This window comes from Paenibacillus sp. Soil766 (genome assembly GCF_001428105.1).
Lineage (GTDB): Bacteria > Bacillota > Bacilli > Paenibacillales > NBRC-103111 > Paenibacillus_E.
The window spans coordinates 278,738-303,027 of sequence record NZ_LMSJ01000054.1 but is presented as its reverse complement, the minus strand read 5'-3'; the positions used below and the strand labels follow the sequence as shown (position 1 = coordinate 303,027).

Sequence of the window (24,290 nt, the reverse complement as noted above, 5' to 3'; positions counted from 1 at the left end):
ATTTTCACGAAGAAGGTGAGAGGGTGACATCGATGAGCACATTAACGAAAGCCATTTTAATCGCAGCAAAGGCCCATGATGGTCAGGTAGACAAAGGGGGAAGCCCCTACATTTTGCACCCGATTCGTTTAGCTAGCAGGGCGAAATCTTCGGAAGAATCCATAGTTGCTGTCTTACATGATGTCGTGGAGGATTCGAGTTTTACCCTCTTTGATTTGAAAAAAGAAGGCTTTAGTGTACCTATCCTGGAAGCGCTAGATTGCCTTACTAGAAGGCCTGATGAGTCGTATGAGGGATTTATTAAGAGGATCAAAGTAAATCCATTAGCATCGATTGTGAAGCTCTTAGACTTAGAAGATAATTGTGACCTTGGTCGAATTGAACAGCCTACCCGACAAGACTATGAAAGAATCGATAAGTACAAAAAAGCGATAGCCGAATTGAAGTATGGAAGCTGACACCTTAGGGGTCAGTTTTTTTTGTCGAAAAAGACTTGCCCTGAGCGTACATCAATCGACATACGAAATGAGCTTTTTGCAATATGATAAGTGTATACGTACAGGCAGATTATATGAAGAAAGGGTTGATCGCCATGAACAACATAAAAATATCCTCAAAAGGTATCGAAAAAGCGCTTCGTAAGTTTGATTATTTGCAAGCTATTGCCGAATACATATGGAATGGTTTCGACGCTGAGGCTACGGCGGTAGACATAACCCTTCATAAAAACATACTAGACGGCGTGGATCAAATCGTGATTGCAGACAATGGCTATGGCATTAAGCTGAAGGATTTAGAGGGAAAGTTTACGCCTTTTTATGAATCGGAGAAAGCTGTGGATCCGGATAAACGGGGGAGAACAACCTCGGCTATGCACGGTAAAAATGGGATAGGTCGCTTAACATTTCACCGTTTTGCTTCCGAGGCTACCTGGCAAACCACGTACGAGGATGGTCTCCTGCTCAAAAATACGTATAAGATTCATATTCAAGCGAAGCGATTGGATGCCTATGAAGTGACTAAGCCTGATCTAACAGATAAGGATAGAGGGACAACCGTCACGTTTACGAACATCATTAAGGAGTTCGTGGTTGAGGATTTTCTGGCATTTTTGAGCAGAGAATTCGGTTGGTTTTTGGAACTGCATGCGGACAAGCCGTATACGATTCGTATTGATGGTGAGCCATTGGATTACACTAGCTTGATCGCGGAAAAGGAAACCTTCCTATCTGTGCATCCGATGTCGCAGACGAAATTTCGAATTACCTATATTCGTTGGGAAGATCGCATGAATCACGAATATTCGAAGCTGTATTTTATCGACTCGAAGATGAAAGAGCAGCATAAACAGCCCACAACGTTTAACAATAAAGGGGATTCCTTTTATCATAGTGTCTACATTCAGAGTAAACTATTTGATCAGTTTGATTTTAGTCATGAAGACCTGAGCGGTCAGCAGTCGTTTATATTCGGTGCGAGCCGCAAAAGTGACGCTTTTCAATATCTGCTGGATGAGCTGGGCACGTTCATTAGTGAGAAAAGGAAGCCGTATCTGCGGAAATTATCCGATGCTGTCATCAAGGAATTTGCAGAAGCGAAGGCGTTTCCGACGTTCACAGGTGATCCTGAGGCGGCTAACCGCCGGGAGGAGCTTGAAGCTGCGATTCGTGCGTTGTGCCATGCGGAGCCCAAGGTATTTGCGCGATTAAATCCGGAACAGAAGAAAGTGCTTGCGCACCTGATCCACGCCGTAGGGGCAGAGGAACGACAATGGTTGATGGAGGCCCTATAAGGTATAATGAGTGGAGACAAGTAGTTGGGAGGAGCGCGACAATGGATATTGTATGATTGACCGTAAGGTTACCTATACAAGCGGCAGACCAAATGAAGTTTATGCAGAGGAAATTCCTGTATTTAAATAAAGTTGTGGTACGAAGCTGCGTCCTCTAAGGGGTGCGGCTTTTTTTCAATAAGCTATCTAACGACGGATACTACAGGATTATCGAGTTGGATCTCGAATAACATGATATCGGCAGAAATTTAAATAACAACTATAACAAAGGAGCCCAACAATGAACAATCACACACCAGGGCTGCATCACATCAAAGCAATGGTTGAGAAAAAAGTAACCTGGCTTGAGCTATTCTACGACCTGCTCTTTGTAGCAGCGGTTTCCAAAGCGAGCCATGTCTTGCTGCATGTGCATCATGGCACCATCCCTCTTGAGTATTTAAGCAAATTCGTTCTGATCTTTGTTCCGATATGGTGGGCTTGGGTGGGGCAGTCCGTTTTTGTTAATCGGTTTGGGCGGGACAGTACCTCGCATCGCGTTTTTCTTATTCTGCAATTATTTTTCGTGTTAATTATGACGGCCAGCCTGTCGGTCGATTTTGATCAGTATTTTGTGCCCTTTCTCATCGGCTACTTAGGTTTGCGAGCGATGACAGCCATTCAATACCTAGCTGTACATAAAAAAGAAGAAGATCATCGACGGACTACTGCACGTTATTTAGGCAGCCGTTTTTGGATCGGACTGGTCATATCGGCACTTTCTCTGTTTTTTGACTCATGGATTCGATACGCGGTGTTGTATGCGGGAATTATGGTGGATATTTTGCTCCCTTTATTGGGTCGGAAATACTTAGTGAAAAGCCCCATTAATACGCATCATTTATTAGAGCGTTTCTCACTATTTACGCTGATTCTGCTCGGAGAATCGGTTATAAGCATATTGACTGTCCTACAGTCGAGTGATTGGACATGGCGATCCATACTTTTTGCATCGATCACATTCCTGCTCATCATTGCGATGTGGTGGCAATATTTCGAGAACGTCGAGAAGAAAGTGAATAAAGACCTAGAAACGGCAGGACAGACCATCATCTATGGCCATTTATTCATCTATTTATCCTTATGTATGATGGCCGCATCGATCCAGCTGCTATTCTTGGAACAGTTGAATTATGGGTTTATGATAAGCTTTATTTTCGGCTCCGTGCTCCTCTACTTTTTCTCGACATCACTGGTTTTCCACAAATATAGGCATGCACATCAACGGTTGAAGATAGGGCATTTAGCTGTATTTCTAGGGTTACTAGCTGTATTTCTTGGGTTGGATCTGATGTTTGAAATGCCGAATTACGTTATCATCGGAGAAATGATGTTATTTTTTGCTGTTTATGCGAAGGGAACGACTTGAAAAATCACCTAGAGGGGAGGAAATTATGCGAATTGAACTGGACGCTGAGCTTACACTGAAATCGTTTGAGCCCAAGGATGCCGAGGCTCTTTTTGAACTAACCGACAGCTGTAGAGATTACCTGAGAGAATGGTTGCCTTGGGTGGACGCCACGCAGAATAGCGATCATTCAAGAGCTTTTATTCAGCACTGTCAGACGCAAGAGGCATCCAACAATGGCTTCAATGCCGGCATTTGGTTTAAAGGTGAATTGGCAGGCTGCATCGGATTTCACCCGATTAATTGGGCTAATCATTTCGCCAGTCTGGGTTACTGGTTAGGGGAAGACTTTCAAGGACATGGGATCATGACACGAGCATGCCAATGGATGATTGATTATTCTTTTAATGAACTTGGCCTAAACCGAGTTGAAATCAGATGCGGAGATACCAATTTCAAAAGCCGAGCCATTCCGGAGAAATTCGGGTTTACGAGTGAAGGTCAGATTCGGGATGCCGCATGGCTGAACGATCATTACATTGACCTCATTGTATATGGCATGCTGAAGCGAGAGTGGAGGCAAGGTTAATTGTAGGTACAAGAAAGCAGGTTGCCTCGGCAACCTGCTTTCTTGTACATCCGGCTATTTCGCCGTATTCATGATATCCCAGTCCCGCTGCAAGACTATTCGTTCGCCAACTTGGAAACTAATGGTTAACTGATGCAATCCTGACTTAAGAGGTTGATCTATTGAAATGTCATAGAGCCTACTACTATCACTCAAATTATAAAGCAATTTTATCGCGGCAACTTGTTCAGGTATGGATGCTTCATTGGCCTATCGGTTCTTCACTGTGATTTGAAAGGCTGGGGCAATGCTATTGTAATCCACATAACGATTTTCATAGATAAGACCTGATATATGCAAATGATGATCCACAGCAGTAGGTGGTAATTGTAAATTACCAATTTTATATAGCTGGGTACTTAATGTGACAACTTTGCTATTATTATAGCCTATGTTAACGCTTGTGGTAGCCCCAAACAAAGTCCTTGTATCGGTCAGACTGAGGAATGGCGGGCCTTGATTGCTAGAGGAATCAGGTGAAGATGAAAGTTGTTCCACATCAGATGTCACTTCCTTGTTTGATTATTTCAATCACTAGATGGAAACTAATAGAAACATCAGTCGCCTATCCTCGAAGGACTTGTACAGAAGTTTTTCTGTGTACGGAACATGATTCCCCCCGCTATTTGGCTGCTGCACGATCCTCGATGCCTACTCGCATCCCCGACAGTCTGTACAACAACAGCAATCCCAGTGAACAGATCCCAATTACAATTAACAAGCCATACACATGCTTGTACGATTGAAGGAGCGATGTATTCTGCTGGATTTCAAGTAGAATGCCGCATATCGCGACCGACATCGATCCTCCGAAAAACTGGATCAGCTGCATGAGTCCCATGCCTGAGCCTATTAAGTGCTTCGGCAGTATACGTGAAGTCTCATTATTTAGCGATGCGATTGTCGCGGAAAACGCAGGCGAGAAACAAAGATAGCCGACTAGCACGACAAGTGGTGAAGCACCAAGCAACGTCGAGAATACAACCATCACAGTGGATAAAACCCCATGTCCAATCAGTAAAAACCGCATGTTGCCGAAGCGATCGATCCAGCGGCCGACGAAGCGGGTTAGGAATGCGGAGAGGATCGCTCCTGGTGCAATTGTTAAACCGATGGTCATGGCGGATTGATGGAACACCTTGGCGAGAACAAGTGGCATCAGAAATAGATTCCCAAGGTTCAAGACCAAGATACAGAACCCGATCATGACAAGCTTCCGAAATGCTGGATTCGCCAGCAATACAGGGTTAATGAACGTGTTATTGGATCGCCGTAGGTGCCAAACATGCATGCCGAAAGAGATGGCGCTGATGGTAAGCCACATGCCAGAAATTTGCGTGACAGCGAGTAATAAGGTTGCGGCATTGACGACTGTCAATAGCGCTCCTAGCATGTCGAAGCGGAACGGCACAGGCTGCTCCTTGGGGAGCAATCGCAAGAGTATTGGAAGAATAACGAGGACCAAACAAGTAATCGCGAATAACCCATTCCAGCCCCAATATTCGCTGATTAAGCCGCCTACGATCGGACCTAGGCCGAAGGCCATAGCACTTCCTGCGGAAATCATCGCAATCGCCGAGCCTCTTCGCTCAATTGGGATGTAGCGGCTGGCGAGAACCAATCCAAGGCCAGACATCACCCCTGCGCCTGTGGATTGGAGAATACGCGCGGTCAGCAGGGTGTGGAACTCCCTGGCGAACAGTCCGAATATGGAAGAAAGTCCAAGCACAACTAGACCTACGATGAGGAGTTTGCGTATCTGTACCACATCCGAAAGTCTGCTGTATATGACCGTAGATAAGGCATAGCCAATGGAATAGCTGGAAATGACCCATGATCCGAGATCTGCTGTGATGCTAAGATCTTGAATGATACTGGGGATCGAAACGTTGAACATCGTTGTATTCATAACAACAATGAACAGACCGATTGTCCAAACGGGCATTACAATTTTATCGTTCATGCGGATCCATCCTGTCTGACGAGAGATGTAAGTATGATTTTCTCATTATAAACCTACTTCGTCTAATCGCCAAAACGAAGGAGAGCAAACGCCAATTGACATGTTGGAAGAACAGAGGTATTATCTTATTATACATTTAGATAAATATCTAAATAAGGAGGGGCAATCTTTTGAATGAGGCATTTAAAGCGCTAGCGGATCCGACTCGTCGTGAAATTTTGCAATTGTTGCGAGAAAAGAGTATGCATGCTGGTGATATCGCTGATCATTTCAAGATTAGTAAGCCGAGCATATCGCATCATTTGAACTTGCTTAAACAGGCAGGATTGGTAATGGATGAACGTCAGGGGCAACATATTCAATACACCTTGCACACCACGGTTGTTGAAGACGTCATCGGATGGATGTTTAACATACTTAACAAAAAAGATGAGGAGGAATCATCATGAAAAAGTGGAAAGAGATTTTGTTGTATGTGATTAGCCTTTCCCCAGCGCTAGGGGGATTCGTACTGTATAATCGACTACCAGATACGATGGCGAGTCATTTTGGCGTGAATAATGAAGTGAACGGTACGATGAGCAAAGAAATGTCGCTGCTCATGCTGGTGCTGTTAGGCTTGCTGCCGCTGTTCATGCGAGTGATGAGAGCAATTGATCCGAAGAAAGCGAATTTCGAGAAATTTCCTGCGGCTTATGAGGTAACGCGGTTCGGGATTAGCATCCTTTTAGCTGTTGTCGGCTGGGCAGTCATATTCTTTAATTTAGGGTACAGCCTGGACTTTAAGAAAATTACGATGATTTTGCTAGGTGTGTTGTTTGCCGTGATGGGGAATTTCTTAACGCAAGTGAAGCCCAACTACACGTTTGGCATACGGACACCGTGGACACTTGCAAATGAAGAAATTTGGAGAAAAACGCATCGTTTAGGTGGTCCGCTGATGATGATTGGCGGCATCATTGCCTTCATAGCGGCGTTCTTAATGAGTTCAATGGCAATCATCATCTTCATTACGGCAATTGTCGTTAGTTCCTTCATTCCGATCATCTATTCCTATGTGATGTTTACACGCCTTTCGAAGTAAATTGGTAAAATGAAGACTGCCCAGCGAAAGCTGAGCAGTCTTTTTTTCACATTTGTTTAACACCATTAACGGTTAAGCTGGGTGTGTCACTTTTCAACGCATATTTCCGATTCAGCAGAAAACCGAAGAGGGAAGCGAGCGACTGCTGGAACAGCATGCCAAGCACGACTGGAATCGCCACGGGCGGCGGGAAATATGCTACGGCAAGTACCGCGCCTGCACTAATATTACGCATACCACTGTTAAAAGTAAGGGCAACCACGACATCTTGTTCCCAGCGGAACAATTTAGCGACGAGCCAACCGATCATGTAGCCCAGGGAGGCTACGACAAGTACAAAGCCTGCCAACCCGAGCAGCTTCGCATTGAAGTCGCGCAAATACGGAGCGATGACAGAGCTATTAATGGCAACGACAACGCCCATGAATAGTTTAGAAAAAGGACCGAAACGGCCGCCCCACTGCTCCTTAATTTTTCCCCGCGTCCATTGATTCAGCCCCATCCCGATGAGAGAAGGAACGACGATCATGAAGAACAGGCCTTTCATCATTGCGAACGTATCGAGCTGCACTTTAGTGCCGACCAACACAGAAAGCGTATAAGGTACGACGAAAGGTGAAAGGATCGTATCCATCAGGATGATCGACAACGTCAGCACAATATTGCCTCGATAAATCGCCACCCACACGAAGCTTGTAATCCCAGTAGGAATGGCTGCGGCTAAAATAAGGCCCGTAATCGTCAACGGTTCTTGACTATAGACAGCATGACCGAGTCCGAGTGCAATTAGCGGCATCCCGACATGCAAAATGAACAAGGTAGTAAGAAGAGGAAGTGGTTGAACGACCACCTTGATGAACTCTTTGAAGCTCGAAGCGATGCTTCCCGAGAAGGTCATGAAAGCAAACAACCATGGTGATAAATAAGTGAATCCAGATAAGTGACTTCCAAGCAGAACCCCGATAAGAACACTGATGGGGGTGATGAGTGGCAAAATCTTTTCTAGTTGGCGATTCAACTGAGGCAGCATCTAGGTGAACATCCTTTCGTGATCAGCTTGAGGTCTAGTCTGCTATTTAACTTGACCGATGGAAAGACTGACTTTGTAATTGCCATATGTGAGAAGCTCATCAAGGAACGCATTCAATTCAAGGGGCGAACGGACGCGAACCCGCATCCAATAGCAGCCTTCGCCGCTTACGCGGTGCGTTTCAACTACACTCTCCTGATGCCCAATGTAAGCGAGGAACGCTTGATGAGCGGTGTTTGATTTCATGAAAACAACGATAAAGGCATGCACGACTTGCCCTATTTTCTCGGGATTCCAGTTTACGGTATAGCCAGTTATTACACCGAGATCCTGTAACTTACGAATGCGAGCACCAACGGCTTGTCCCGTTAAATGTACTTGCTGGCCAATGACTTTGTGCGACTGAGTGGCATCTTGCAGCAAATGTTGCAAAATACGTAAATCGATCTCATCGATCGGTGGATTGCTTAACACGTTATAAATTCCTTTCACAATGAAATGGAAAATCGATTATTCTTTTCATCAGATTGTATGAGTAACACGCCAACTATTTTACAATTGTAGCAGAACAACAATTATAAGATAAGAGGTGCTTTGGGAATGAACCTTCAATTAATCCGCCACGCTACACTTTGGCTGGAATACGCAGGAGTTACAGTTCTAATTGATCCGATGTTTAGTGACGCAGGAGCCAATCCGCCGATCATGAATACAGCTAATCCAAGAAGGAATCCGATCGTGCCTCTGCCATTTCCATTAGCGGAAATAGGTCAACCCGACGTGGTCATCGTGACCCACCTGCACGGGGATCATTGGGATCGGGCAGCTGCGGAAGCCATACCTAAATCAACGCCTATCCTGTGCCAACCAGGGGATGAAGGAGCGTTTACGGCTGCGGGGTTTACGTCCGTAACGGCGATTCAGGAGTCTTATATAATACGGGGAGTAACCTTGTTCCGAACAGGTGGACAACATGGGACTGGTGAGATTGGGAAGTTGATGGGGCAGGTTTCCGGATTTGTTTTCAAAGCGGAGAACGAGCCGACACTGTATCTCGCGGGGGATACGATTTGGTGTGACGATGTGCAGCGAGCGTTGGAAGTGCATCAACCAGCTTGGACCGTTGTCAATGCGGGTGGAGCTCAGTTCGAAGTAGGTGATCCCATTACAATGGATGCGAATGATGTGGTGAGCCTATGCAGGTACGCACCATTCACGCATATCGTTGCCGTACACATGGATACGATCAATCATTGTCACGTGACACGTGCGGATTTATTGAGCAGATTGGAAATGGAAGGGTTGTTGAATCAATTAGTGATTCCAGGTGATGGGGAGTGGCTGTCCTGCTCCTTGGACGAAGGTTAATCACATAAATAAAAAAAAGCATGCCATCCTGAGATGAGCATGCCTTGGTTACCTTGGGGCGTAATTATATTATTTACCTAGTAAAATTTTCGTGTACGGGGAATCAATTGGCAGCATAATGACTGGCTCCCCTTTAAATGACACCAAGTAACTATCCAACGTACGATAGAAATTGTAGAAGGCAGGGTCCTGGCCGTAAGCGGAGTTGTAAATTTTAGCCGCTTCTTGCTCGCCTTCGGCTACGATTTTCTTAGCATCCGCTTGCGCTTGTGCGATCAACTCGCTTGCTTGTCTGTCAGCCTTGGAGGTGATTTTCTTCGACTCTTCATCTCCCTCGGACAAGTACTTCGCTGCAATGGATTGGCGGTCGGAGATCATCCGTTTATACACGCTTTGCTTGTTCGAATCGGGTAAGTCCGTGCGTTTGATCCGCACATCAACGATTTGAATGCCGTAATTATCACGCTCCATCAAATCCGAAACTTCCTTCGTAATTTCATCGTTCAAATTACCGCGCTGCGTATTCTCGCTGATGATATCGCTGTAATTGATCTCCGAAAGCTTCCGTCTAACGGTGTTGTACACGGCGGCATCGATACGCTCTTCCCCGCCTGTGATCGATTGAATCGTGCGCAAGAATTGCTGAGCATCATCAATGCGCCATACCGTATAGTTATCAACTTCGATCGGCTTTTTATCTTTGGTCAGAATGGATGTAGGCTTGCTATCATACACCATTTGATATTTAGGAAGCGTGCGAACCGATTCAATGAAGGGAATTTTAAAATGAATACCGGGCTCTGTTTGGATACGAACGGCTTCACCGAATTTGAGAACGACGCGGTATTGGCCTTCTTTGACAATAAAGATGGAGATCAGGAAGAAAAAGACGAGAACGACACCAATGATGGATCTCAAAATCCATTTACTTTGTAAGGTCATTTCGCAGTCCCTCCTGTTGTACCAGTTGCTGCAGCAGCAGGATTCCGCAACAGCTCATTAATTGGTAAATATTTAACTGTTTCGCCGGAACTGTCACTAATGAAAATTTTGGCATTCGGCAATATTTGTTCTAACGTCTCTATGATAAGCCTGCTCTCTGTAACTGATTTATTATTGGCATACTCCGCATACAGGGCATTAAACTTCGCAACATCCCCCTGCGCATTCAAAATCCGTGATTTCTTCTGAGCTTCGGCATTCTCAAGCAGTGCTTGAGCGTTACCGCGCTCTCTTGGAAGGATATCATTTTCGTATTTTGTAGCCACATTAATCTTCGTATTTTTCTCTTCACGAGCATTCGTTACGTCTTTAAAAGCATTCTGCACATCGCCAGCTGGCGGTTCGATATCTTGGAATTTCAAATCGACAATATGGATACCTGTTTGATACTTCGTCTGCATCTCAATCAATCGTTCTTTGACCTTGCCTTGGACCTCGGTTTTTCCTTCTGTAATGGCAAAGTCTAGCGCCGTAGCGCCAATAACTGAACGAATCGCTGCACTTGCGGAGTTGCGAAGGAACAATTCGGCATTATCAATATTGTACAAGTAGTTACGCATGTCACTGATATTCCATTCCACCACGGCATCAGCAGATAAAATATTTTCATCCCCTGTAATCATCATGGCTTCTTCTTCGACAGGAGTGATTTTGCCATTGGCTTCACGAAAACCGATTTGGATACGTTGTGTCTTTTTGGCAGGAAGTACAACCACTTGTTGAATGGGAAACGGGAGTTTAAAGTGAAGCCCTGCTTCTTTCTCGGTCGTATATTTGCCTAATGTTAGAATAGCCGCCTTCTCATGCTCCTGTACGGTGTAGAAGGTAGAAGAACCAAAAATAAGGGCGAGAACGATAGCAAGGCCGATAGTAATTTTGGTAAACAAGCGCGGCGGGAGTGAGGATGGTCTTCGTCGATCGGGTTCGGGCAGTACAAATGGTTCCATGACAAACACCCCTTAATATAAGATTTACTGATATTCTATACGGCAAGTAATGGAATTGGTTTCAGTAGGAAGACGTAATTCTCACTAAACTGAGAAAGGATAGGCTGACTGCAATTGAAAATGGAAAATTGGTATTTCCAAGAGTTGGCTGTCATGCTATGATGATTAGTAATTGCATACGAATGAATCCCTAGGGGCGCCGAGAGGCTGAGACAGTGTAGACTGAACCCTTTGAACCTGATCTGGTTTATGCCAGCGGAGGAAAGTGGAACGAGCTTTGGAGCCGATTTTATTACTGTTTATGATGAGGCAGCCTACAACCACTTTCCTGAGGAAAGTGGTTTTTTTGTGTTTATTTGCACAGTCAGGATGATTCGCAGGGTTAAAGAGAAGTGAGGTTTCGTTGAGAGGAGTCGCCTTCAATGTCTGAGAAAGAGCTGCATGTCATATCCAATGGGAAGATTACATGGTCTGAGATCGCAAAGATTGCGGCGCAGATTCACCCGTATGTCACAGCGATTCATATTCGTGAGAAAACGAAATCCTTGGATGAAGTGTTTATCGGCATTCAGTATTTATTGGAGCAAGGGATTCCTGCCAAAAGCCTGTACGTTAACGGGCTTCCCTCCGTCGCTCTGGCCTTGCAAACAGGGGGGGTTCAGCTTCCAGGTACGACGCCATCTCTTGTTATGCAGGATGAGTTTTGCCGGGGGATACAGCGCATCGGAGTCTCTGTGCATCAGGCAGATGAGGCAAAATGGCGTGAACAAGAGGGGGCCGATTATGTTATGTTCGGTCATATTTTTGCGACAAGCTCTAAGCAAGGCGTACCACCAAGAGGTTTGGAGCAGTTAAGACAACTAGTTAGCCACGTTAATATTCCGGTAATTGCGATAGGTGGAATGACACCTGCGAGGGTAAAGTCCACTCTGGATGCAGGAGCATCTGGCATCGCGGTGATGAGCGGAATTTGGGAAGCAGCGGATCCGCTAGGAGCCGTTCTAGCCTATCATGATGAGCTTCAATAAATAGAGGTGAGCACAATGTCAACAACAAGATCCCATGTCATCATCATTGGCGGCGGTGTTATCGGTACATCCATCGCGTATTACTTGGCCAAAAGAGGGCAATCCGTCACGCTGCTAGAGCGCAGCCAGCTAGGTACAGAAGCCTCGGCGGCGGCAGCCGGCATGCTCGGCGCGCAGTCCGAGATGGAAGATACCGGCGCCCTGTTCCAGTGGGCGCGCAAGAGCCGTGCCATGTTCCCCGAGCTGAGTGGGGAACTGCGAGAACTCACGGGCATCGACATCGGCCTCGTCCGTGAGGGGCTGCTGAACGTCGCGCTCAGCGACGTTCAAGAGGCGGAGCTGCGCGCGCGGGAGAAGCTCCAGCGCGCCGCGGGCGAGAAGGCCCAGTGGCTCAGCGCTGCTGAAGCCACGGCCATAGAGCCCGCGCTGAGCGGGGCGACGTGCGGAGCCCTGTACCTGCCCGATGATGGGCAGGTTGATGCTCCGCTGCTTGCGGCGGCATTCGCGCAGGCGGCTGGGGTGCTTGGGGCGAAGGTGCAACCGTTCGCCCAGGTGCAAGGGCTGCTGACCGCGCAGGAGCGCGTCATCGGCGTGCAGACGGCCGCCGGTCCCCTCTACAGCGACCACGTGGTTGTCGCCGCAGGCACGTGGAGCGGTCAGCTGCTTGGCAGCATCGGCATCGAGTTGCCGATGTATCCCGTGAAGGGCGAGTGCTTCTCCGTAAGGACGCCGAAGCCTATATTGAAGAAAACCCTGTTCTCGCCAGGGTGCTATATCGTTCCGAAAGCCGGCGGACGGCTGGTGGTTGGCGCGACAGTCGTGCCGCACAGCTATGACCGCAAGGTGTCGCTATCAGGGCTAGCCGAGCTGATGGAACGCGCGAGGGGCCTCATGCCGCTACTTTGCGATGCTGAGTGGGAGAAGGCTTGGTCGGGGCTGCGTCCGCAGACAGCGGACGGACTGCCATACATCGGCAAAGTGCCGACGGTGGAGGGTTTGTATACAGCGTGCGGTCATTACCGCAACGGGATATTGCTGAGCCCGATCACCGGGAGGGTGATGGCGGATTTGATTTTGGGTGGAGAGGGCACAAGTGAACAGGGGAATAGTGCGATAGCCCCTTGGCTAGATGCCTTCAGCCCGGATTTATCGCCAAAGACTAATCGAGTGAGTCAGCAGGATCAGGACACATTTTCAGCTACAGGAAAGGAATTGATAAGCATTGAAACTGCACATTAATGGTCAGCGGGTCGACGTACCCGATACGATTCGGACCGTTGTAGAGCTGCTTGAGCATTTCGACCTAAGCGACAAAATGCTCGTGGTTGAGCATAACGCAGCCATTTTACATAAAGAGGATCACGCCGGCGCTGAGCTTGCGGAAGGTCACAAAATTGAGATCGTTCATTTCGTTGGAGGAGGATAAATACATGTTAAAAATTGGTCCATATGAGTTTCGCTCACGTTTGTTGTTAGGCACGGGGAAGTTTCCAGATTTTCAGATTCAAAAACAAGCGGTGGATATCAGTGAGTCGCAAATTCTAACGTTCGCGGTGCGTCGTATGAACATTTTTGAGGCGAGTCAGCCGAATTTCTTATCCATGCTGGATACGTCGAATTTCACATTGCTGCCGAATACCGCTGGTGCCAAAACCGCTGAAGAAGCCGTTCGCATCGCACGTCTAGCTAAAGCTTCTGGCTTGTGCGACATGATCAAAGTCGAGGTCATCGGAGATGAAATGACGCTGCTGCCCGATCCAGTCGAAACACTAAAAGCTTCAGAAATGCTGCTAGAGGAAGGCTTCATTGTACTTCCTTATACATCGGACGATGTGTTATTAGCTAAACGTCTGCAGGCGCTCGGCGTACATGCGATTATGCCTGGGGCATCACCGATTGGCACGGGGCAGGGGATCATTAACCCGTTGAATCTAAGCTTCATCATCGAGCAAGCGACGGTTCCGGTCATCGTGGACGCAGGGATTGGTGCACCTTCGGATGCAGCATTGGCGATGGAAATGGGAGCGGACGGTGTGCTGCTGAACACGGCAGTATCGGGCGCGAAGGATCCTATCAAAATGGCTTACGCCATGAAACTCGCGATCGAAGCGGGACGTGCTGGCTTTGAAGCGGGGCGCATTCCGAAAAAGCGTTACGCGTCGGCGAGCAGTCCGATGGATGGATTGAGCCGGGTATAGTGTTATGCAAGGCTAACGGACACAGAGGTCGCTATTCAGTAGGAATTCCTACTCACTTGGAGAATTCAGCTGCAATAACGACTGCCGTGTCCGTTAGATTATGGAGATCGTGATGTAGGTGATGACAGCATCCGTCATAACCGTTAGAACATTAAGTTACGAAAAGGTAGTGGGGGGAGTACCGTGGCGATTTACAAAGCATTGACTATTGCCGGCTCGGACAGTGGCGGTGGCGCTGGCATTCAGGCAGATTTGAAGACATTTCAAGAACTTGGCGTTTACGGAATGTCCGTGATTACGGCTGTTACCGCGCAGAATACGTTAGGTGTGCAAGGTGTTTACCCGATGAGCGCGGAAGCGATCGAACGCCAACTTGCGTCCATTGGGGAGGATTTACGACCGGATGCTTTGAAAACGGGTATGCTTTTCAGCGGCGATATTATTCGCATTGTGGCTGCTGCGATTAAGAAGTATGAATGGCAGCAAATTGTTGTAGATCCGGTGATGATTGCCAAGGGCGGTGCTTCGCTCTTACAGCAAGAGGCGATTGAGGCGATGATTCATTCGTTGCTACCGCTAGCTGATGTGGTGACGCCGAATATCCCAGAAGCCGAGGTGCTTAGCGGGATATCGATCACCGATAGGGACTCCCGGCAGAAGGCGGCCATGCGCATTCATACGTACGGCTGCAAGCATGTAATGATCAAAGGCGGCCATGAAGCGAATACGGAGCAGGCGACGGACTTGGTGTATGATGGAGTTTCCTTTACGGAGTTCACTTCGAAGCGACTGGTTACGCAGCATACCCATGGAACAGGTTGCACATTTGCTGCCGCTTTGACGTCGGGATTGGCGAAGGGACTCACGACGAAGGCATCCTTACAACTGGCGAAAAGCTTCATCCACGCTGCGATTTCGGAGCCTTTACATATTGGAAGCGGGCATGGACCGACGAATCATTGGGCGTATCAGCAGGGTGTTCGAGCTGCTGATGGGAAAGCTGCGGCTACGCGAGGTGTGCGATGGGCATCGTCATGAGTAAGGAGCAGCTGCGCAAGGCGCTGCGTTTGTATTTAGTGATGGGCAGCCCGAATTGTGGCGGGGCTGATCCATATGAAGTGCTGGAAGCCGCCATCGACGGCGGCATCACGATGTTCCAGCTGCGCGAGAAGGGCCCCGGCGCCCTGCAGGGGCCAGAGCTGCTCGCGCTGGGCGCGCGGCTGCGCCGCATTTGCGCGCAGCGCGGGATCCCTTTCATCGTGAACGACGATGAACGGTTGGCTCTAGAGCTGGCGGCCGATGGTATTCACATCGGCCAAGAGGACGCCCCAGCCGCCGCGGTGCGCGAGCGGCTGCCGAACATGATCGTGGGCGTATCGGCCCACGATCTGGGGGAAGCCCAATCGGCGCTGGCCGAAGGCGCCGACTATCTTGGCGTAGGCCCCCAGTACGCCACGCGCACAAAGCTTGATGCGCGTGAGGTCCAGGGGCCTGCCGTATTAGCGCGGATGCGCGCAGGCGGCATCCAGCTGCCGCTCGTGGGCATCGGGGGCATCGATGCCACGAATGCAGGCGCCGTCATCCGTGCGGGCGCGGACGGCGTGGCAGTGGTGAGCGCCATCGCGGGTGCGCGCTCACCGCGTGAAGCTGCAGCGGCGTTGCGCGCGCTGCTATTTCCTTAGAGCAGCCTCCGGCCTCTCTTTTAACAACACACACCACAAAGCAAACAAATGACAAATAACAAAATTTGTCATCTGAAGCACTACTGAAATTACTAGTCTTGGCAATTGATAGATGAGCGACTTCCTTTTGCGTGTAACAATACAGCCTAGTTCGTTATTTTATTGGTGACGTTTCTACCTTTAATGGTGACAGAAACGTCCCTTTTTGCTACCATAGTAGAAAGCTTAATTTCGGTAACCCTTTAAAGCGGTGAAATGTCGCATAGACAAAGGCCTGGTGCTGAATCATTTGGTACTCCGAAACCGCAATTGACATAGATTCTGTTTAGCATTATGATACGGTTAAAAAGATTTGACCGTCGTTTAATTAATCTCTTTACGAGATTATAAGTTGACCAAGAGGCGCTGTAGCAAGGCTTTTTCGAAGTGAAACTCGTTCTAGCTTAGGGTACATTCGTTAATCTTGGAACTGGAGAGGGAGGTCGGATCCACGATGAAATTGCAGCCTGTTTATATCATTGAAGAACTCGAACAACTCAAAACAATTAGTGATCCACTTCGCGCTAGAGTACTGCTATATCTCATAGAGAAAGCTTATACTGGCCAGCAATTGGCTAAACTGTTAGGGATGGCGCGTGCCAAGGTGCATTATCATTTGAATGAGCTTGAGCGTCATAATTTAATTTTCGTTGTTCGTACGGAGCTTAAGAATGGCATTTTGCAAAAGTTTTACCGTGCTGTTGCACGTGGTTTTGTGCCTAGTGAGAATTTGCTCCCGTATGTTTCGGAGGTAGAAAATTATTACCGAGAACGTACATTAAGTGTACTTGGACATGCTAGAAACAGAGCGATTAATGCCCCCGAAGAGGCGTTTCAAATTCCATCGCCCGACCGTTCCCAGTGGCCGATTATCATGACGCAGGTTGAAGTCAAAATGAGTAAAGCGAAATATGCCGAATGGTTAAGTAAATTCCGTGCGCTTATTTATGAGCTAGATGCCGAGCAAGAGGAGAATGGGGAATGGTTCTATTTGACGACGGTCGGCTTTCAGACACATGAAAGGGGATTTGACCCCATCGAACCCGCCAATGAAGAGGAGAGATAACACATGCTGGATCCTAGATTAACCAAGCTTGCTGATGTATTGGTCAATTATTCAGTTAAGGCACAGCCAGGTGAAAATATTTTAATTGAAGCTTATGGAATTGATTCTGCTCTTGTAAAAGAAATTGTCAAAAAGGTTCACGCCGCGGGTGCGCATCCTTTTGTTAACTTGCGTGATCATGCTGTGATTCGTGAGCTTGTTATGAATGGTACGGAAGCACAAATGCAAACATGGGCGGATGCGGATGCTTTCCAAATGAAACAAATGCAAGGCTACATAGGGGTGCGCGGCGGAGCGAACATCTATGAGCTGTCGGATATTCCAGCGGATCGAATGAAGCTTTATAACTCCGTGTATTATCAACAGGTTCATTTCGATGTCCGTGTGAAGGATACGAGATGGGTCGTTCTGCGTTACCCAACGTCTTCGATGGCTCAACTTGCTAGTATGAGCACGGATGCGTTCGAGGATTTCTATTTTAATGTATGTACGATGGATTATGGCAAAATGTCCAAAGCGATGGATCCGTTGAAAGAGCTTATGGATCGCACTGACAAAGTGCGCCTAGTTGGCCCTGGAACGGATTTGACGTTCTCGATCAAGGGGATTGGCGGCGTGAAATGCGACGGTGAGCTGAACATTCCAGACGGCGAAGTGTATTCCGCTCCTGTGCGTGATTCCGTTAACGGTATCATTTCATACAATACGCCTTCACCGCATGATGGCTTTATTTTCGAGAATGTAGTGCTTCATTTCGAAAATGGTAAGATCGTCAAGGCGACGGCGAATGACACGGATCGGATCAATGAAATTTTCGACATGGATGAAGGTGCACGCTATGTGGGTGAATTCGCAATCGGTGTAAATCCTTATATTCAGCATCCGATGCAAGATATTCTGTTCGATGAGAAAATCGACGGCAGCTTCCACTTCACACCTGGTAATTGTTATGATGATGCCTACAACGGCAACAAATCCTCATTGCACTGGGATATGGTGAACATCCAACGTCCTGAGTATGGTGGCGGCGAAATATGGTTTGACGATGTGTTGATCCGTAAGGATGGTATCTTCGTATTGCCTGAGCTTCTAGTATTAAACCCAGAGAACCTGAAATAGGTTCTGTATAATCAAAAGGTTGCCTAAGTCTTGGAGACTCGGGCAACCTTTTTTTGTAATTAACGGGTTATGACATGGTGGTTTTTAACTGCTGGACAAGCTTCTTAGGTGCCGTTCGCGCGTACCCTTCTACGATCAAGTCTTCGATCTCTGCCCATGGCACAAGTTCAATGTTCATAATACTAACCCAGCCATGCTGGCCGATATAAGGCGTCTTCTTGTAAGCCGTGCCGTCTTGACTTAAAAGGAACTCTTGTGTAGTCAGATTCGTTTTGAGCGATGTAGAGACTTGGTCATCGGTCTCACCTATAAAAATAAAAGGTTTGTCTTTGACACGAAAGGTAGTGTGGCCGAAGCCGTCTACTTTTTCTGCTACTTCCGGCAGTTTTGTGCAAAAATCGCGGATTCTGGCAACCAGCGCCAGTCCTTGCGGAGATGCAATTTGACTGTGGGACACAAGGGTCAACTCCTAAGTATGGATTGGATTTTCCAAGACGAGCAACTGCTTATTACACCCGTCGTTGCTGCGATTGGTACTGACGAGGGGGTAGGCCGACGGCCTTTTTAAAAGTCCGAATGAAGTTCGAATAATCGTTGAATCCAGCTAGCTGGCACGTATCGGTGACGGTGGAGCCTTCGCGCAGCAAATGTTTGGCACGGGCGATGCGCTTGAACAGGATATGTTCGTGAATGGTGCTGCCTGTATGCTTTTTAAATAGTCGACACAGGTAGGAGCGATTCATAAAGACGACTTGTTCGAGCACTTCGAGCGACAGATCCTGATCTAAATTTTCATCGATGTAGGTGAAGAGAGAGGAGAGCTTGTCAGGCATCATGACCTGTTCTTCTTGTTTCCCTAGATTCTGGAAGATCCGATTAATAAAAACGAGCAGTTCAATAAATGTCGATACGTATAGGATCTCTGATCCTGGCAGTGCCTGTGGACGGCGATGCATCTCCATGCGATCGTAGAGCTTCATGATGTCGTCAATTTGCGGTGGCGTCAGTCTCATACGATTTTGCTCACCAAAAACACGGTTATCAAAGCAGTCCAAAAGGTTGAACTGAGGAGAATTGAATTGCTGCAACAGAGCAGGATTGAAATGAATGACGACGTTCTCATAGCGCTGTTTCTTCGATTGGAAATTAGGTCGATGCAGCTCATTGCTATGCATGATCAGTAGGTCGCCGTACTGTAAGGGATATACTTGCTTTTCAATGAAATAATGAACATCACCAGTAAGGAAAAAATAGATTTCATATCGGTCCTGATGCTGGTGGAAGTCCAATGGGATTGGATTATGGGTTACGGCATGTCGAAAAGTCAATTGTTCATTGAGATTCTTGTACATTTCCTGCATGTGAAGATCTCCTCTATGTGGGCCCTAGTCAATATTAGCAAACTTTTGCCCAATTAATGCAATGAATACGTTTTTATTATACTGCAAAATATAGGAGAGATAAACATTCAAACTTTTCTTGCTTATACTTAAGCATATGCTTACGATGCTAGTTTTTCTAGCGAAAAACTTTTAGGAGGCTTATATATGAAATTATCCGTATTTACTGTTGCGACACCTGACTTTACACCTGAAGAGCTTGCTAAAGCGGCTGCGGCTGCTGGTATTACTGGCATTGAGTGGCGCTTCAAAGATACCCCTGCGTCCGCGGTGGGGCAGAAGCCATCCTTCTGGGGAAATAATCTGTGCTCGATCGATCCTGCTTCTTCGGATGCAGAACTAGAACGTTTTAAACAAGCAGCTCTAAACGAAAACCTAGTGAACCTAAGCATTACACCGTATTTGAATAACTGTGATGTTGCTGAAACGGAGCATGTGTTCAAAGCCGCTCAAAAAATGGGCGTGCCATTCATCCGTGTTGGTGTACCTGGTTACGATAAAAGCAAAAACTACAATGATTTGTTTGCTAAAGCAGTGGACTACCTTCACCATGTCCAAGAGCTTTCCCAGCAGTACGGCGTTAAAGGTTTAGTGGAGACGCATCACAATACGATTACTGCGAGTGCTGGTTTAGCGCATAGACTCGTATCTGGTTTCAAACCAGAGAACATTGGTGTGCTTCACGATGCGGGCAACATGGTACATGAAGGCTTCGAGAACCACCGTATGGGCCTTGAATTGCTAGGGCCTTACCTTGCACACGTGCATGTTAAGAATGCCGCATGGACGCTATCAGGTGAAGAGCAAGATGGCATTAAGCTTTGGAAAAGTGAATGGGCACCGATTGATGCGGGTATCGTGAACTGGAAGCAAGTGCTTGACGATTTGAAAGCAGTTGGCTATGACGGTTACCTTGGTATTGAAGATTTCAGCTGCCAATTCGGTTCACAAGAGATGCTGAATAACTTCTCAGCGAAAGTGAAGCAATGGTTAGCGTAAATTAGATGCAATAAGCGAAACGAGAACCTTCAACCCCACCGAAAGTGGGATTGAAGGTTTTTTTTTCCAGCATAATGAACGGAATTCGATTTAACGAACAACTTTCGTGTGAATGGATTGAAGTTGGTTGTAACAAGTGTTATTCTAACAACGGTAAACTCGAGATCTATGCTCTTCCATACATCTTAATAATAGTCGTCACTATATTAGTTATAAAGAAAGGTAACACTATGATAAAAGTTGAAAACTTGTCCTTCTCATTTCCGCAAAAAGAACTATATAATAACATTTCATTTACGCTTGAAGAGGCACAACATTGTGCTTTTATAGGAACAAGTGGCAGTGGGAAAAGTACACTGATCGATATATTGATGGATCCAGAAAGATATTTGTTTGATGGCGTATTAGAGATGGACCCAGCTTGCGAAATTAGACATGTAAGTCAATTCCCACAATTCGACAAAACGAAAGAAACAACGGTTTTTGAATATATTGGGGAAGAATTTATTAAGATACAAAATGAAATAACAGCTATTTGTACGGAAATGGAAACAACATCGGATATGGATGCGTTATTAGAGAAGTATCAATTGGCTTTAGACACATTTGATTCAATGGGTGGGGCTGATTTTGAAAGCAACATTAATAAGAAACTAAATCTAGCCAACCTCATGAAGCTAAAAGAGCTTAGGGTATCCGACCTGAGTGGTGGGGAATTCAAACTTATTCAAGTGATGAAGGAAATGCTTAGTAGCCCAGATTTAATGATTATGGACGAACCAGATGTATTTTTAGACTTTGAAAATCTAAATGCGCTTAAAAATCTGATTAATTCTCACAAAGGAATGCTGCTAGTTGTTACGCACAACCGATATCTATTGAATCATTGTTTTAACAAAATTCTACACCTTGAAAATAGGGAGATCCAAGAGTTTGATGGGCGGTATATGGAGTATAATTTCTCATTACTTCAGACAAAAATTGAGTTGCAAGAAATCGCAGTCGCTGAACAAGAAGAAATTGAGAGATACGATAACATTATTGATAATCTTAGAGCTATCGCAACGTATAATTCAGAAGCATCTAGAGGCAGAGCATTAAAAGCTAGAGTTAGGTTTCAAGAAAGATTGGAAGCGCGTAGAATTAAAGCGCCATTTGTTGATATTAAGCAACCGAATATCCGTTTTGGCATTGAAAATAAAATTGAAATTGATGACACCATTGTTGTAAATGTCAATAATTATCGTGTTGCCTTTGATGAGTTGCTTTTAGACAATGTTAACTTTGAGATAAAATCTAGGGATAAAGTAGCCATTATCGGTCCAAACGGTTCCGGGAAAACGACGCTACTCCGAGATATCTTTAAAAACAATCATGATTCAATTGAAATAAATGCCGATGTTAAAGTGGCTTATTTATCTCAGATTCAAGGCGAAGTGCTAAAGGATTCTAATACCATACTAGAAGAATTCATCGATGCTGGGTTTAAAACTTATGATGAGATTAGATCGTATGTGTCAAACTATGGCTTTGAAGGAGAAATCGTTAATCAAAAGATAGCATCGTTATCTGGTGGGGAAAAAAATATGCTTCAATTGGCTAAAGTTTCTGCCAGTAAAGCGAATGTATTGCTTCTTGATGAACCGACAAGCCATTTAGACACCTATACACAAATAGCACTCGAGAAAGCCATTGAAGACTATAAAGGTGCGATTCTCATGATTTCACATGATTTCTATTCTGTTGTCAATGGTATGGATTATGTGTTAATTATTGACGATAAGACGATTAGAAAAATGAGTATGCGAAAATTTAGACAGATGATTTATGCTAGTCATTTTGATAGGGACTATTTAGAAACAGAACAAAAGAAAAAATCTGTTGAAATGAAAATAGAATTGGCTTTGAAAAATACTGATTTTGAACTTGCAAAAGTATTGGTTGATGAGCTAGAAGAGCTGATTAAGTTGCTTTAATCTGTTGGTGTGCTAGTGAGTATGCGTGAGGGGCACAACGAAGTAGCAGGTGAATATGTGGGATGTTTAGCGGGTGATTGAGCAAATGTCAGTAGCTATAGTTTTGCTGCCATACACGCAGATGTAAATACCGTCAGGGAGTCCCTGACGGTATTTTATTGCTTGCGTTAGTTGTCTTCCGTATGCAACTTCACCATCGCACGAATGGCCGCATCAATCTCTCGCTCGATAGCGCCAGAAACGACATCCGTATGCGGGTTGTACACTTCCCGCAGATCAGCGTCAGCATAACCATCCAAAGCGACGATGGCACCAGCACGTACTCCGCGCAGCGAAGCGATGACATAGAGGGCGGCGATTTCCATCTCAACGGCCAAAGCGCCAGCTTGCTTATATTTGCGGTGAGGGAATTCCTCGACCCCTTGGAAGAAAGCGTCCAAGGTAACGGTTATCCCTTGCTTCACGAGGCCGTCCGTTTCAGAAGCGGCTTCATACAACGCGCGGGTAACCGTGTGATCGGCTACGGCGGGGAAGCCGTGAGGGACTAACTGGCGTGTTAAGCCTTCTTCACGTACCGCGGCTGTGCTTACAATGAGGCTTCCTGGAGGTACGTCGGCTGAGTAAGATCCAGCGGTTCCGACGCGAATCAGCGTCTTGACGCCGCCTTTGATGAGCTCCTCGAAGCACACGGCCGCTCCTGGTGACCCGACACCGTGACTTACGACGGTGATGGGAACGCCATCTTTAGCACCAACGAAGGTCCGATACTCTCGGGAAAAAGAAAGCTCACGCGCGTTGTCCAACTTACGTGAAATGGCTTCCGCTCTGAACGGGTCACCGCACACGATGGCATAAGGAGTTAAGTCCTCCGAATTGACTTGTAAGATTGATAAAAGCAACTTAATCGAACTCCTTTCTGACCCACTCATCTTCAGGTATTGGAATGGCTTCACCGGAGAAGCGCTGTTCTTCGAACGGATCTGCGACATTATGGAAGCCATTGCGTTCCCAGAAGCCTTCGCGATCTTCCGCCATGAACTCAATGCCGCGAATCCACTTGGCACTTTTCCAGAAATACAAATGCGGAACAACGAGACGAAGCGGCCAACCATGCTTAAGCGTAAGTGGCTTGCCATCGAAAGTCGTTGCCAGCAAGATGTTATCACCCATGAGATCTGCGAGTGGAACGTTCGTTTCATAGTCATTGTCCGCATGGATCATGACATACTTTCCTTCTGGTTTCACATCGATTAATTGAAGGAAATCTCTGAAGCGCACACCTTCCCATATCGTATCCAGCTTGGACCAACGGGTCACGCAGTGAATATCGCACTGAATTTGTGTATGAGGTAAAGCCAATATGTCGTCATAGCTAAATGTTTTCTCTTCGGCTACTTCTCCGAAAACGCGCAGCGTCCATGCCGCAATGTCGTACTTCGGAACTTCGCCTTCATGCAGAATAGGAAAGCGGTCCGTCACGGCTTGACCAGGCGGAACTCGACCAGCAAGCTCTTGTGGAACGTCTACAGCGGGGATTTGCATGCGCTTAATGCGCTCCGCTTTGGTGTCTTTAGGCATCTGC

The 24,290-nt window shown here is 46.5% G+C and carries 28 protein-coding genes and 1 riboswitch; of the genes, 17 read left to right on the top strand and 11 right to left on the bottom strand.

Features of this window, described 5'->3' with window-relative positions; translation table 11 throughout:
* The first annotated feature begins 32 nt into the window (after positions 1–32).
* The 4 genes from ASG89_RS30835 (at position 33) to ASG89_RS30820 (ending at position 3,768) form a co-directional block, all read left to right on the top strand.
* Entirely contained in the window at positions 33–458 is a 426-nt protein-coding gene (locus tag ASG89_RS30835; RefSeq protein ID WP_057315163.1) for a GTP pyrophosphokinase, read from the top strand.
* An 83-nt stretch (positions 459–541) separates the two neighbouring features.
* Positions 542–1,792, top strand: a complete 1,251-nt coding sequence (locus ASG89_RS30830) for an ATP-binding protein (RefSeq protein WP_057315162.1) — start codon at positions 542–544, stop codon at positions 1,790–1,792.
* 319 nt (positions 1,793–2,111) lie between these two features.
* On the top strand, positions 2,112–3,200 hold the full coding sequence (locus ASG89_RS30825; RefSeq protein WP_057315235.1) for a low temperature requirement protein A: 1,089 nt from the start codon (positions 2,112–2,114) through the stop codon (positions 3,198–3,200).
* A gap of 25 nt (positions 3,201–3,225) precedes the next feature.
* Positions 3,226–3,768, top strand: coding sequence for a GNAT family N-acetyltransferase (locus tag ASG89_RS30820; RefSeq protein ID WP_057315161.1), 543 nt, complete (start codon positions 3,226–3,228; stop codon positions 3,766–3,768).
* A 54-nt stretch (positions 3,769–3,822) separates the two neighbouring features.
* On the opposite strand, the gene ASG89_RS38005 is transcribed toward ASG89_RS30820, so the two are convergent.
* The 3 genes from ASG89_RS38005 to ASG89_RS30810 all read right to left on the bottom strand — a co-directional run bounded on the left by ASG89_RS38005 (position 3,823) and on the right by ASG89_RS30810 (position 5,770).
* Positions 3,823–3,963, bottom strand: a complete 141-nt coding sequence (locus ASG89_RS38005) for a hypothetical protein (RefSeq protein WP_235549987.1) — start codon at positions 3,961–3,963, stop codon at positions 3,823–3,825.
* 54 nt (positions 3,964–4,017) lie between these two features.
* Positions 4,018–4,305: a hypothetical protein gene (locus tag ASG89_RS38000; protein WP_057315160.1), complete on the bottom strand. Its 288-nt coding sequence runs from the start codon at positions 4,303–4,305 to the stop codon at positions 4,018–4,020.
* A 124-nt stretch (positions 4,306–4,429) separates the two neighbouring features.
* Positions 4,430–5,770, bottom strand: a complete 1,341-nt coding sequence (locus tag ASG89_RS30810) for an MFS transporter (protein WP_057315159.1) — start codon at positions 5,768–5,770, stop codon at positions 4,430–4,432.
* 170 nt (positions 5,771–5,940) lie between these two features.
* Here ASG89_RS30810 and ASG89_RS30805 point away from each other — a divergent pair, with 170 nt between their 5' ends.
* Positions 5,941–6,219, top strand: coding sequence for an autorepressor SdpR family transcription factor (locus ASG89_RS30805; protein ID WP_057315158.1), 279 nt, complete (start codon positions 5,941–5,943; stop codon positions 6,217–6,219).
* Entirely contained in the window at positions 6,216–6,854 is a 639-nt protein-coding gene (locus ASG89_RS30800; RefSeq protein ID WP_057315157.1) for an SdpI family protein, read from the top strand. The genes ASG89_RS30805 and ASG89_RS30800 overlap by 4 nt, the downstream gene beginning before the upstream one ends.
* Positions 6,855–6,900: 46 nt before the next feature.
* On the opposite strand, the gene ASG89_RS30795 is transcribed toward ASG89_RS30800, so the two are convergent.
* Complete coding sequence (locus tag ASG89_RS30795) at positions 6,901–7,884, bottom strand: bile acid:sodium symporter family protein (RefSeq protein WP_057315156.1); 984 nt, start codon at positions 7,882–7,884, stop codon at positions 6,901–6,903.
* A gap of 42 nt (positions 7,885–7,926) precedes the next feature.
* Positions 7,927–8,376 carry an Lrp/AsnC family transcriptional regulator gene (locus ASG89_RS30790; RefSeq protein WP_235549986.1) on the bottom strand — a complete coding sequence of 150 codons (450 nt, stop codon included), beginning with the start codon at positions 8,374–8,376 and terminating at the stop codon, positions 7,927–7,929.
* A 108-nt stretch (positions 8,377–8,484) separates the two neighbouring features.
* On the opposite strand from ASG89_RS30790, the gene ASG89_RS30785 reads away from it, so the two are divergent.
* Positions 8,485–9,252, top strand: coding sequence for an MBL fold metallo-hydrolase (locus ASG89_RS30785; RefSeq protein WP_057315154.1), 768 nt, complete (start codon positions 8,485–8,487; stop codon positions 9,250–9,252).
* A gap of 69 nt (positions 9,253–9,321) precedes the next feature.
* Here ASG89_RS30785 and hflC read toward each other — a convergent pair whose 3' ends face one another.
* Positions 9,322–10,194, bottom strand: coding sequence for a protease modulator HflC (gene hflC, locus ASG89_RS30780; protein ID WP_057315153.1), 873 nt, complete (start codon positions 10,192–10,194; stop codon positions 9,322–9,324).
* Positions 10,191–11,201: an FtsH protease activity modulator HflK gene (gene hflK / locus ASG89_RS30775; RefSeq protein ID WP_063868223.1), complete on the bottom strand. Its 1,011-nt coding sequence runs from the start codon at positions 11,199–11,201 to the stop codon at positions 10,191–10,193. The genes hflC and hflK overlap by 4 nt, the downstream gene beginning before the upstream one ends.
* Before the next feature lie 182 nt (positions 11,202–11,383).
* Positions 11,384–11,482, top strand: a riboswitch (TPP riboswitch).
* Positions 11,483–11,623: 141 nt separating this feature from the next.
* Between hflK and ASG89_RS30770 the strand changes: the two genes are divergently transcribed.
* The 8 genes from ASG89_RS30770 to ASG89_RS30735 all read left to right on the top strand — a co-directional run bounded on the left by ASG89_RS30770 (position 11,624) and on the right by ASG89_RS30735 (position 18,333).
* Positions 11,624–12,229 (top strand): thiamine phosphate synthase, encoded by a 606-nt coding sequence (locus ASG89_RS30770; protein ID WP_057315152.1) that lies wholly within the window; start codon positions 11,624–11,626, stop codon positions 12,227–12,229.
* Positions 12,230–12,244: 15 nt separating this feature from the next.
* Positions 12,245–13,468: a glycine oxidase ThiO gene (thiO, locus tag ASG89_RS30765; protein ID WP_063868220.1), complete on the top strand. Its 1,224-nt coding sequence runs from the start codon at positions 12,245–12,247 to the stop codon at positions 13,466–13,468.
* Positions 13,452–13,655: a sulfur carrier protein ThiS gene (gene thiS, locus ASG89_RS30760; protein ID WP_057315151.1), complete on the top strand. Its 204-nt coding sequence runs from the start codon at positions 13,452–13,454 to the stop codon at positions 13,653–13,655. The genes thiO and thiS overlap by 17 nt, the downstream gene beginning before the upstream one ends.
* A 4-nt stretch (positions 13,656–13,659) precedes the next feature.
* Positions 13,660–14,427 (top strand): thiazole synthase, encoded by a 768-nt coding sequence (locus ASG89_RS30755; protein ID WP_057315150.1) that lies wholly within the window; start codon positions 13,660–13,662, stop codon positions 14,425–14,427.
* A 183-nt stretch (positions 14,428–14,610) separates the two neighbouring features.
* A complete protein-coding gene (gene thiD, locus ASG89_RS30750) occupies positions 14,611–15,465 on the top strand; it encodes a bifunctional hydroxymethylpyrimidine kinase/phosphomethylpyrimidine kinase (RefSeq protein WP_057315149.1) in 855 nt (284 codons plus the stop codon).
* The gene (gene thiE / locus ASG89_RS30745; RefSeq protein WP_200963585.1) at positions 15,450–16,109 is read left to right on the top strand and encodes a thiamine phosphate synthase; all 660 of its coding nucleotides are present in this window, start codon (positions 15,450–15,452) and stop codon (positions 16,107–16,109) included. The genes thiD and thiE overlap by 16 nt, the downstream gene beginning before the upstream one ends.
* Before the next feature lie 493 nt (positions 16,110–16,602).
* Positions 16,603–17,214, top strand: coding sequence for an ArsR/SmtB family transcription factor (locus tag ASG89_RS30740; RefSeq protein WP_057315148.1), 612 nt, complete (start codon positions 16,603–16,605; stop codon positions 17,212–17,214).
* A 3-nt stretch (positions 17,215–17,217) separates the two neighbouring features.
* Positions 17,218–18,333 (top strand): aminopeptidase, encoded by a 1,116-nt coding sequence (locus tag ASG89_RS30735; protein WP_057315147.1) that lies wholly within the window; start codon positions 17,218–17,220, stop codon positions 18,331–18,333.
* Between the two features lie 67 nt (positions 18,334–18,400).
* Here ASG89_RS30735 and ASG89_RS30730 read toward each other — a convergent pair whose 3' ends face one another.
* A complete protein-coding gene (locus ASG89_RS30730; RefSeq protein WP_057315146.1) occupies positions 18,401–18,790 on the bottom strand; it encodes an MmcQ/YjbR family DNA-binding protein in 390 nt (129 codons plus the stop codon).
* 52 nt (positions 18,791–18,842) lie between these two features.
* Positions 18,843–19,694, bottom strand: coding sequence for an AraC family transcriptional regulator (locus ASG89_RS30725; protein WP_057315145.1), 852 nt, complete (start codon positions 19,692–19,694; stop codon positions 18,843–18,845).
* 186 nt (positions 19,695–19,880) lie between these two features.
* Here ASG89_RS30725 and ASG89_RS30720 point away from each other — a divergent pair, with 186 nt between their 5' ends.
* Together ASG89_RS30720 and ASG89_RS30715 are read left to right on the top strand one after the other, a co-directional pair.
* On the top strand, positions 19,881–20,732 hold the full coding sequence (locus ASG89_RS30720) for a sugar phosphate isomerase/epimerase family protein (RefSeq protein ID WP_057315144.1): 852 nt from the start codon (positions 19,881–19,883) through the stop codon (positions 20,730–20,732).
* Between the two features lie 230 nt (positions 20,733–20,962).
* Positions 20,963–22,708: an ABC-F family ATP-binding cassette domain-containing protein gene (locus ASG89_RS30715; RefSeq protein ID WP_057315143.1), complete on the top strand. Its 1,746-nt coding sequence runs from the start codon at positions 20,963–20,965 to the stop codon at positions 22,706–22,708.
* A gap of 167 nt (positions 22,709–22,875) precedes the next feature.
* Here ASG89_RS30715 and ASG89_RS30710 read toward each other — a convergent pair whose 3' ends face one another.
* The gene (locus ASG89_RS30710) at positions 22,876–23,607 is read right to left on the bottom strand and encodes a nucleoside phosphorylase (protein ID WP_057315142.1); all 732 of its coding nucleotides are present in this window, start codon (positions 23,605–23,607) and stop codon (positions 22,876–22,878) included.
* A 1-nt stretch (position 23,608) separates the two neighbouring features.
* Positions 23,609–24,286 (bottom strand): sulfite oxidase-like oxidoreductase, encoded by a 678-nt coding sequence (locus tag ASG89_RS30705; RefSeq protein WP_057315141.1) that lies wholly within the window; start codon positions 24,284–24,286, stop codon positions 23,609–23,611.
* Positions 24,287–24,290: the final 4 nt, after the last annotated feature.

Coding starts and splice junctions, on each gene's coding strand:
- ASG89_RS30835 (WP_057315163.1), top strand. CDS start 33: ATGAGCACATTAACGAAAGCCATTTTAATCGCAGCAAAGGCCCATGAT.
- ASG89_RS30830 (WP_057315162.1), top strand. CDS start 542: ATGATAAGTGTATACGTACAGGCAGATTATATGAAGAAAGGGTTGATC.
- ASG89_RS30825 (WP_057315235.1), top strand. CDS start 2,112: ATGGTTGAGAAAAAAGTAACCTGGCTTGAGCTATTCTACGACCTGCTC.
- ASG89_RS30820 (WP_057315161.1), top strand. CDS start 3,226: ATGCGAATTGAACTGGACGCTGAGCTTACACTGAAATCGTTTGAGCCC.
- ASG89_RS30810 (WP_057315159.1), bottom strand. CDS start 5,770: ATGAACGATAAAATTGTAATGCCCGTTTGGACAATCGGTCTGTTCATT.
- ASG89_RS30800 (WP_057315157.1), top strand. CDS start 6,216: ATGAAAAAGTGGAAAGAGATTTTGTTGTATGTGATTAGCCTTTCCCCA.
- ASG89_RS30795 (WP_057315156.1), bottom strand. CDS start 7,884: ATGCTGCCTCAGTTGAATCGCCAACTAGAAAAGATTTTGCCACTCATC.
- ASG89_RS30785 (WP_057315154.1), top strand. CDS start 8,485: ATGAACCTTCAATTAATCCGCCACGCTACACTTTGGCTGGAATACGCA.
- hflC (WP_057315153.1), bottom strand. CDS start 10,194: ATGACCTTACAAAGTAAATGGATTTTGAGATCCATCATTGGTGTCGTT.
- hflK (WP_063868223.1), bottom strand. CDS start 11,201: ATGGAACCATTTGTACTGCCCGAACCCGATCGACGAAGACCATCCTCA.
- ASG89_RS30770 (WP_057315152.1), top strand. CDS start 11,624: ATGTCTGAGAAAGAGCTGCATGTCATATCCAATGGGAAGATTACATGG.
- thiO (WP_063868220.1), top strand. CDS start 12,245: ATGTCAACAACAAGATCCCATGTCATCATCATTGGCGGCGGTGTTATC.
- ASG89_RS30755 (WP_057315150.1), top strand. CDS start 13,660: ATGTTAAAAATTGGTCCATATGAGTTTCGCTCACGTTTGTTGTTAGGC.
- thiE (WP_200963585.1), top strand. CDS start 15,450: ATGGGCATCGTCATGAGTAAGGAGCAGCTGCGCAAGGCGCTGCGTTTG.
- ASG89_RS30740 (WP_057315148.1), top strand. CDS start 16,603: ATGAAATTGCAGCCTGTTTATATCATTGAAGAACTCGAACAACTCAAA.
- ASG89_RS30735 (WP_057315147.1), top strand. CDS start 17,218: ATGCTGGATCCTAGATTAACCAAGCTTGCTGATGTATTGGTCAATTAT.
- ASG89_RS30725 (WP_057315145.1), bottom strand. CDS start 19,694: ATGCAGGAAATGTACAAGAATCTCAATGAACAATTGACTTTTCGACAT.
- ASG89_RS30720 (WP_057315144.1), top strand. CDS start 19,881: ATGAAATTATCCGTATTTACTGTTGCGACACCTGACTTTACACCTGAA.
- ASG89_RS30715 (WP_057315143.1), top strand. CDS start 20,963: ATGATAAAAGTTGAAAACTTGTCCTTCTCATTTCCGCAAAAAGAACTA.
- ASG89_RS30705 (WP_057315141.1), bottom strand. CDS start 24,286: ATGCCTAAAGACACCAAAGCGGAGCGCATTAAGCGCATGCAAATCCCC.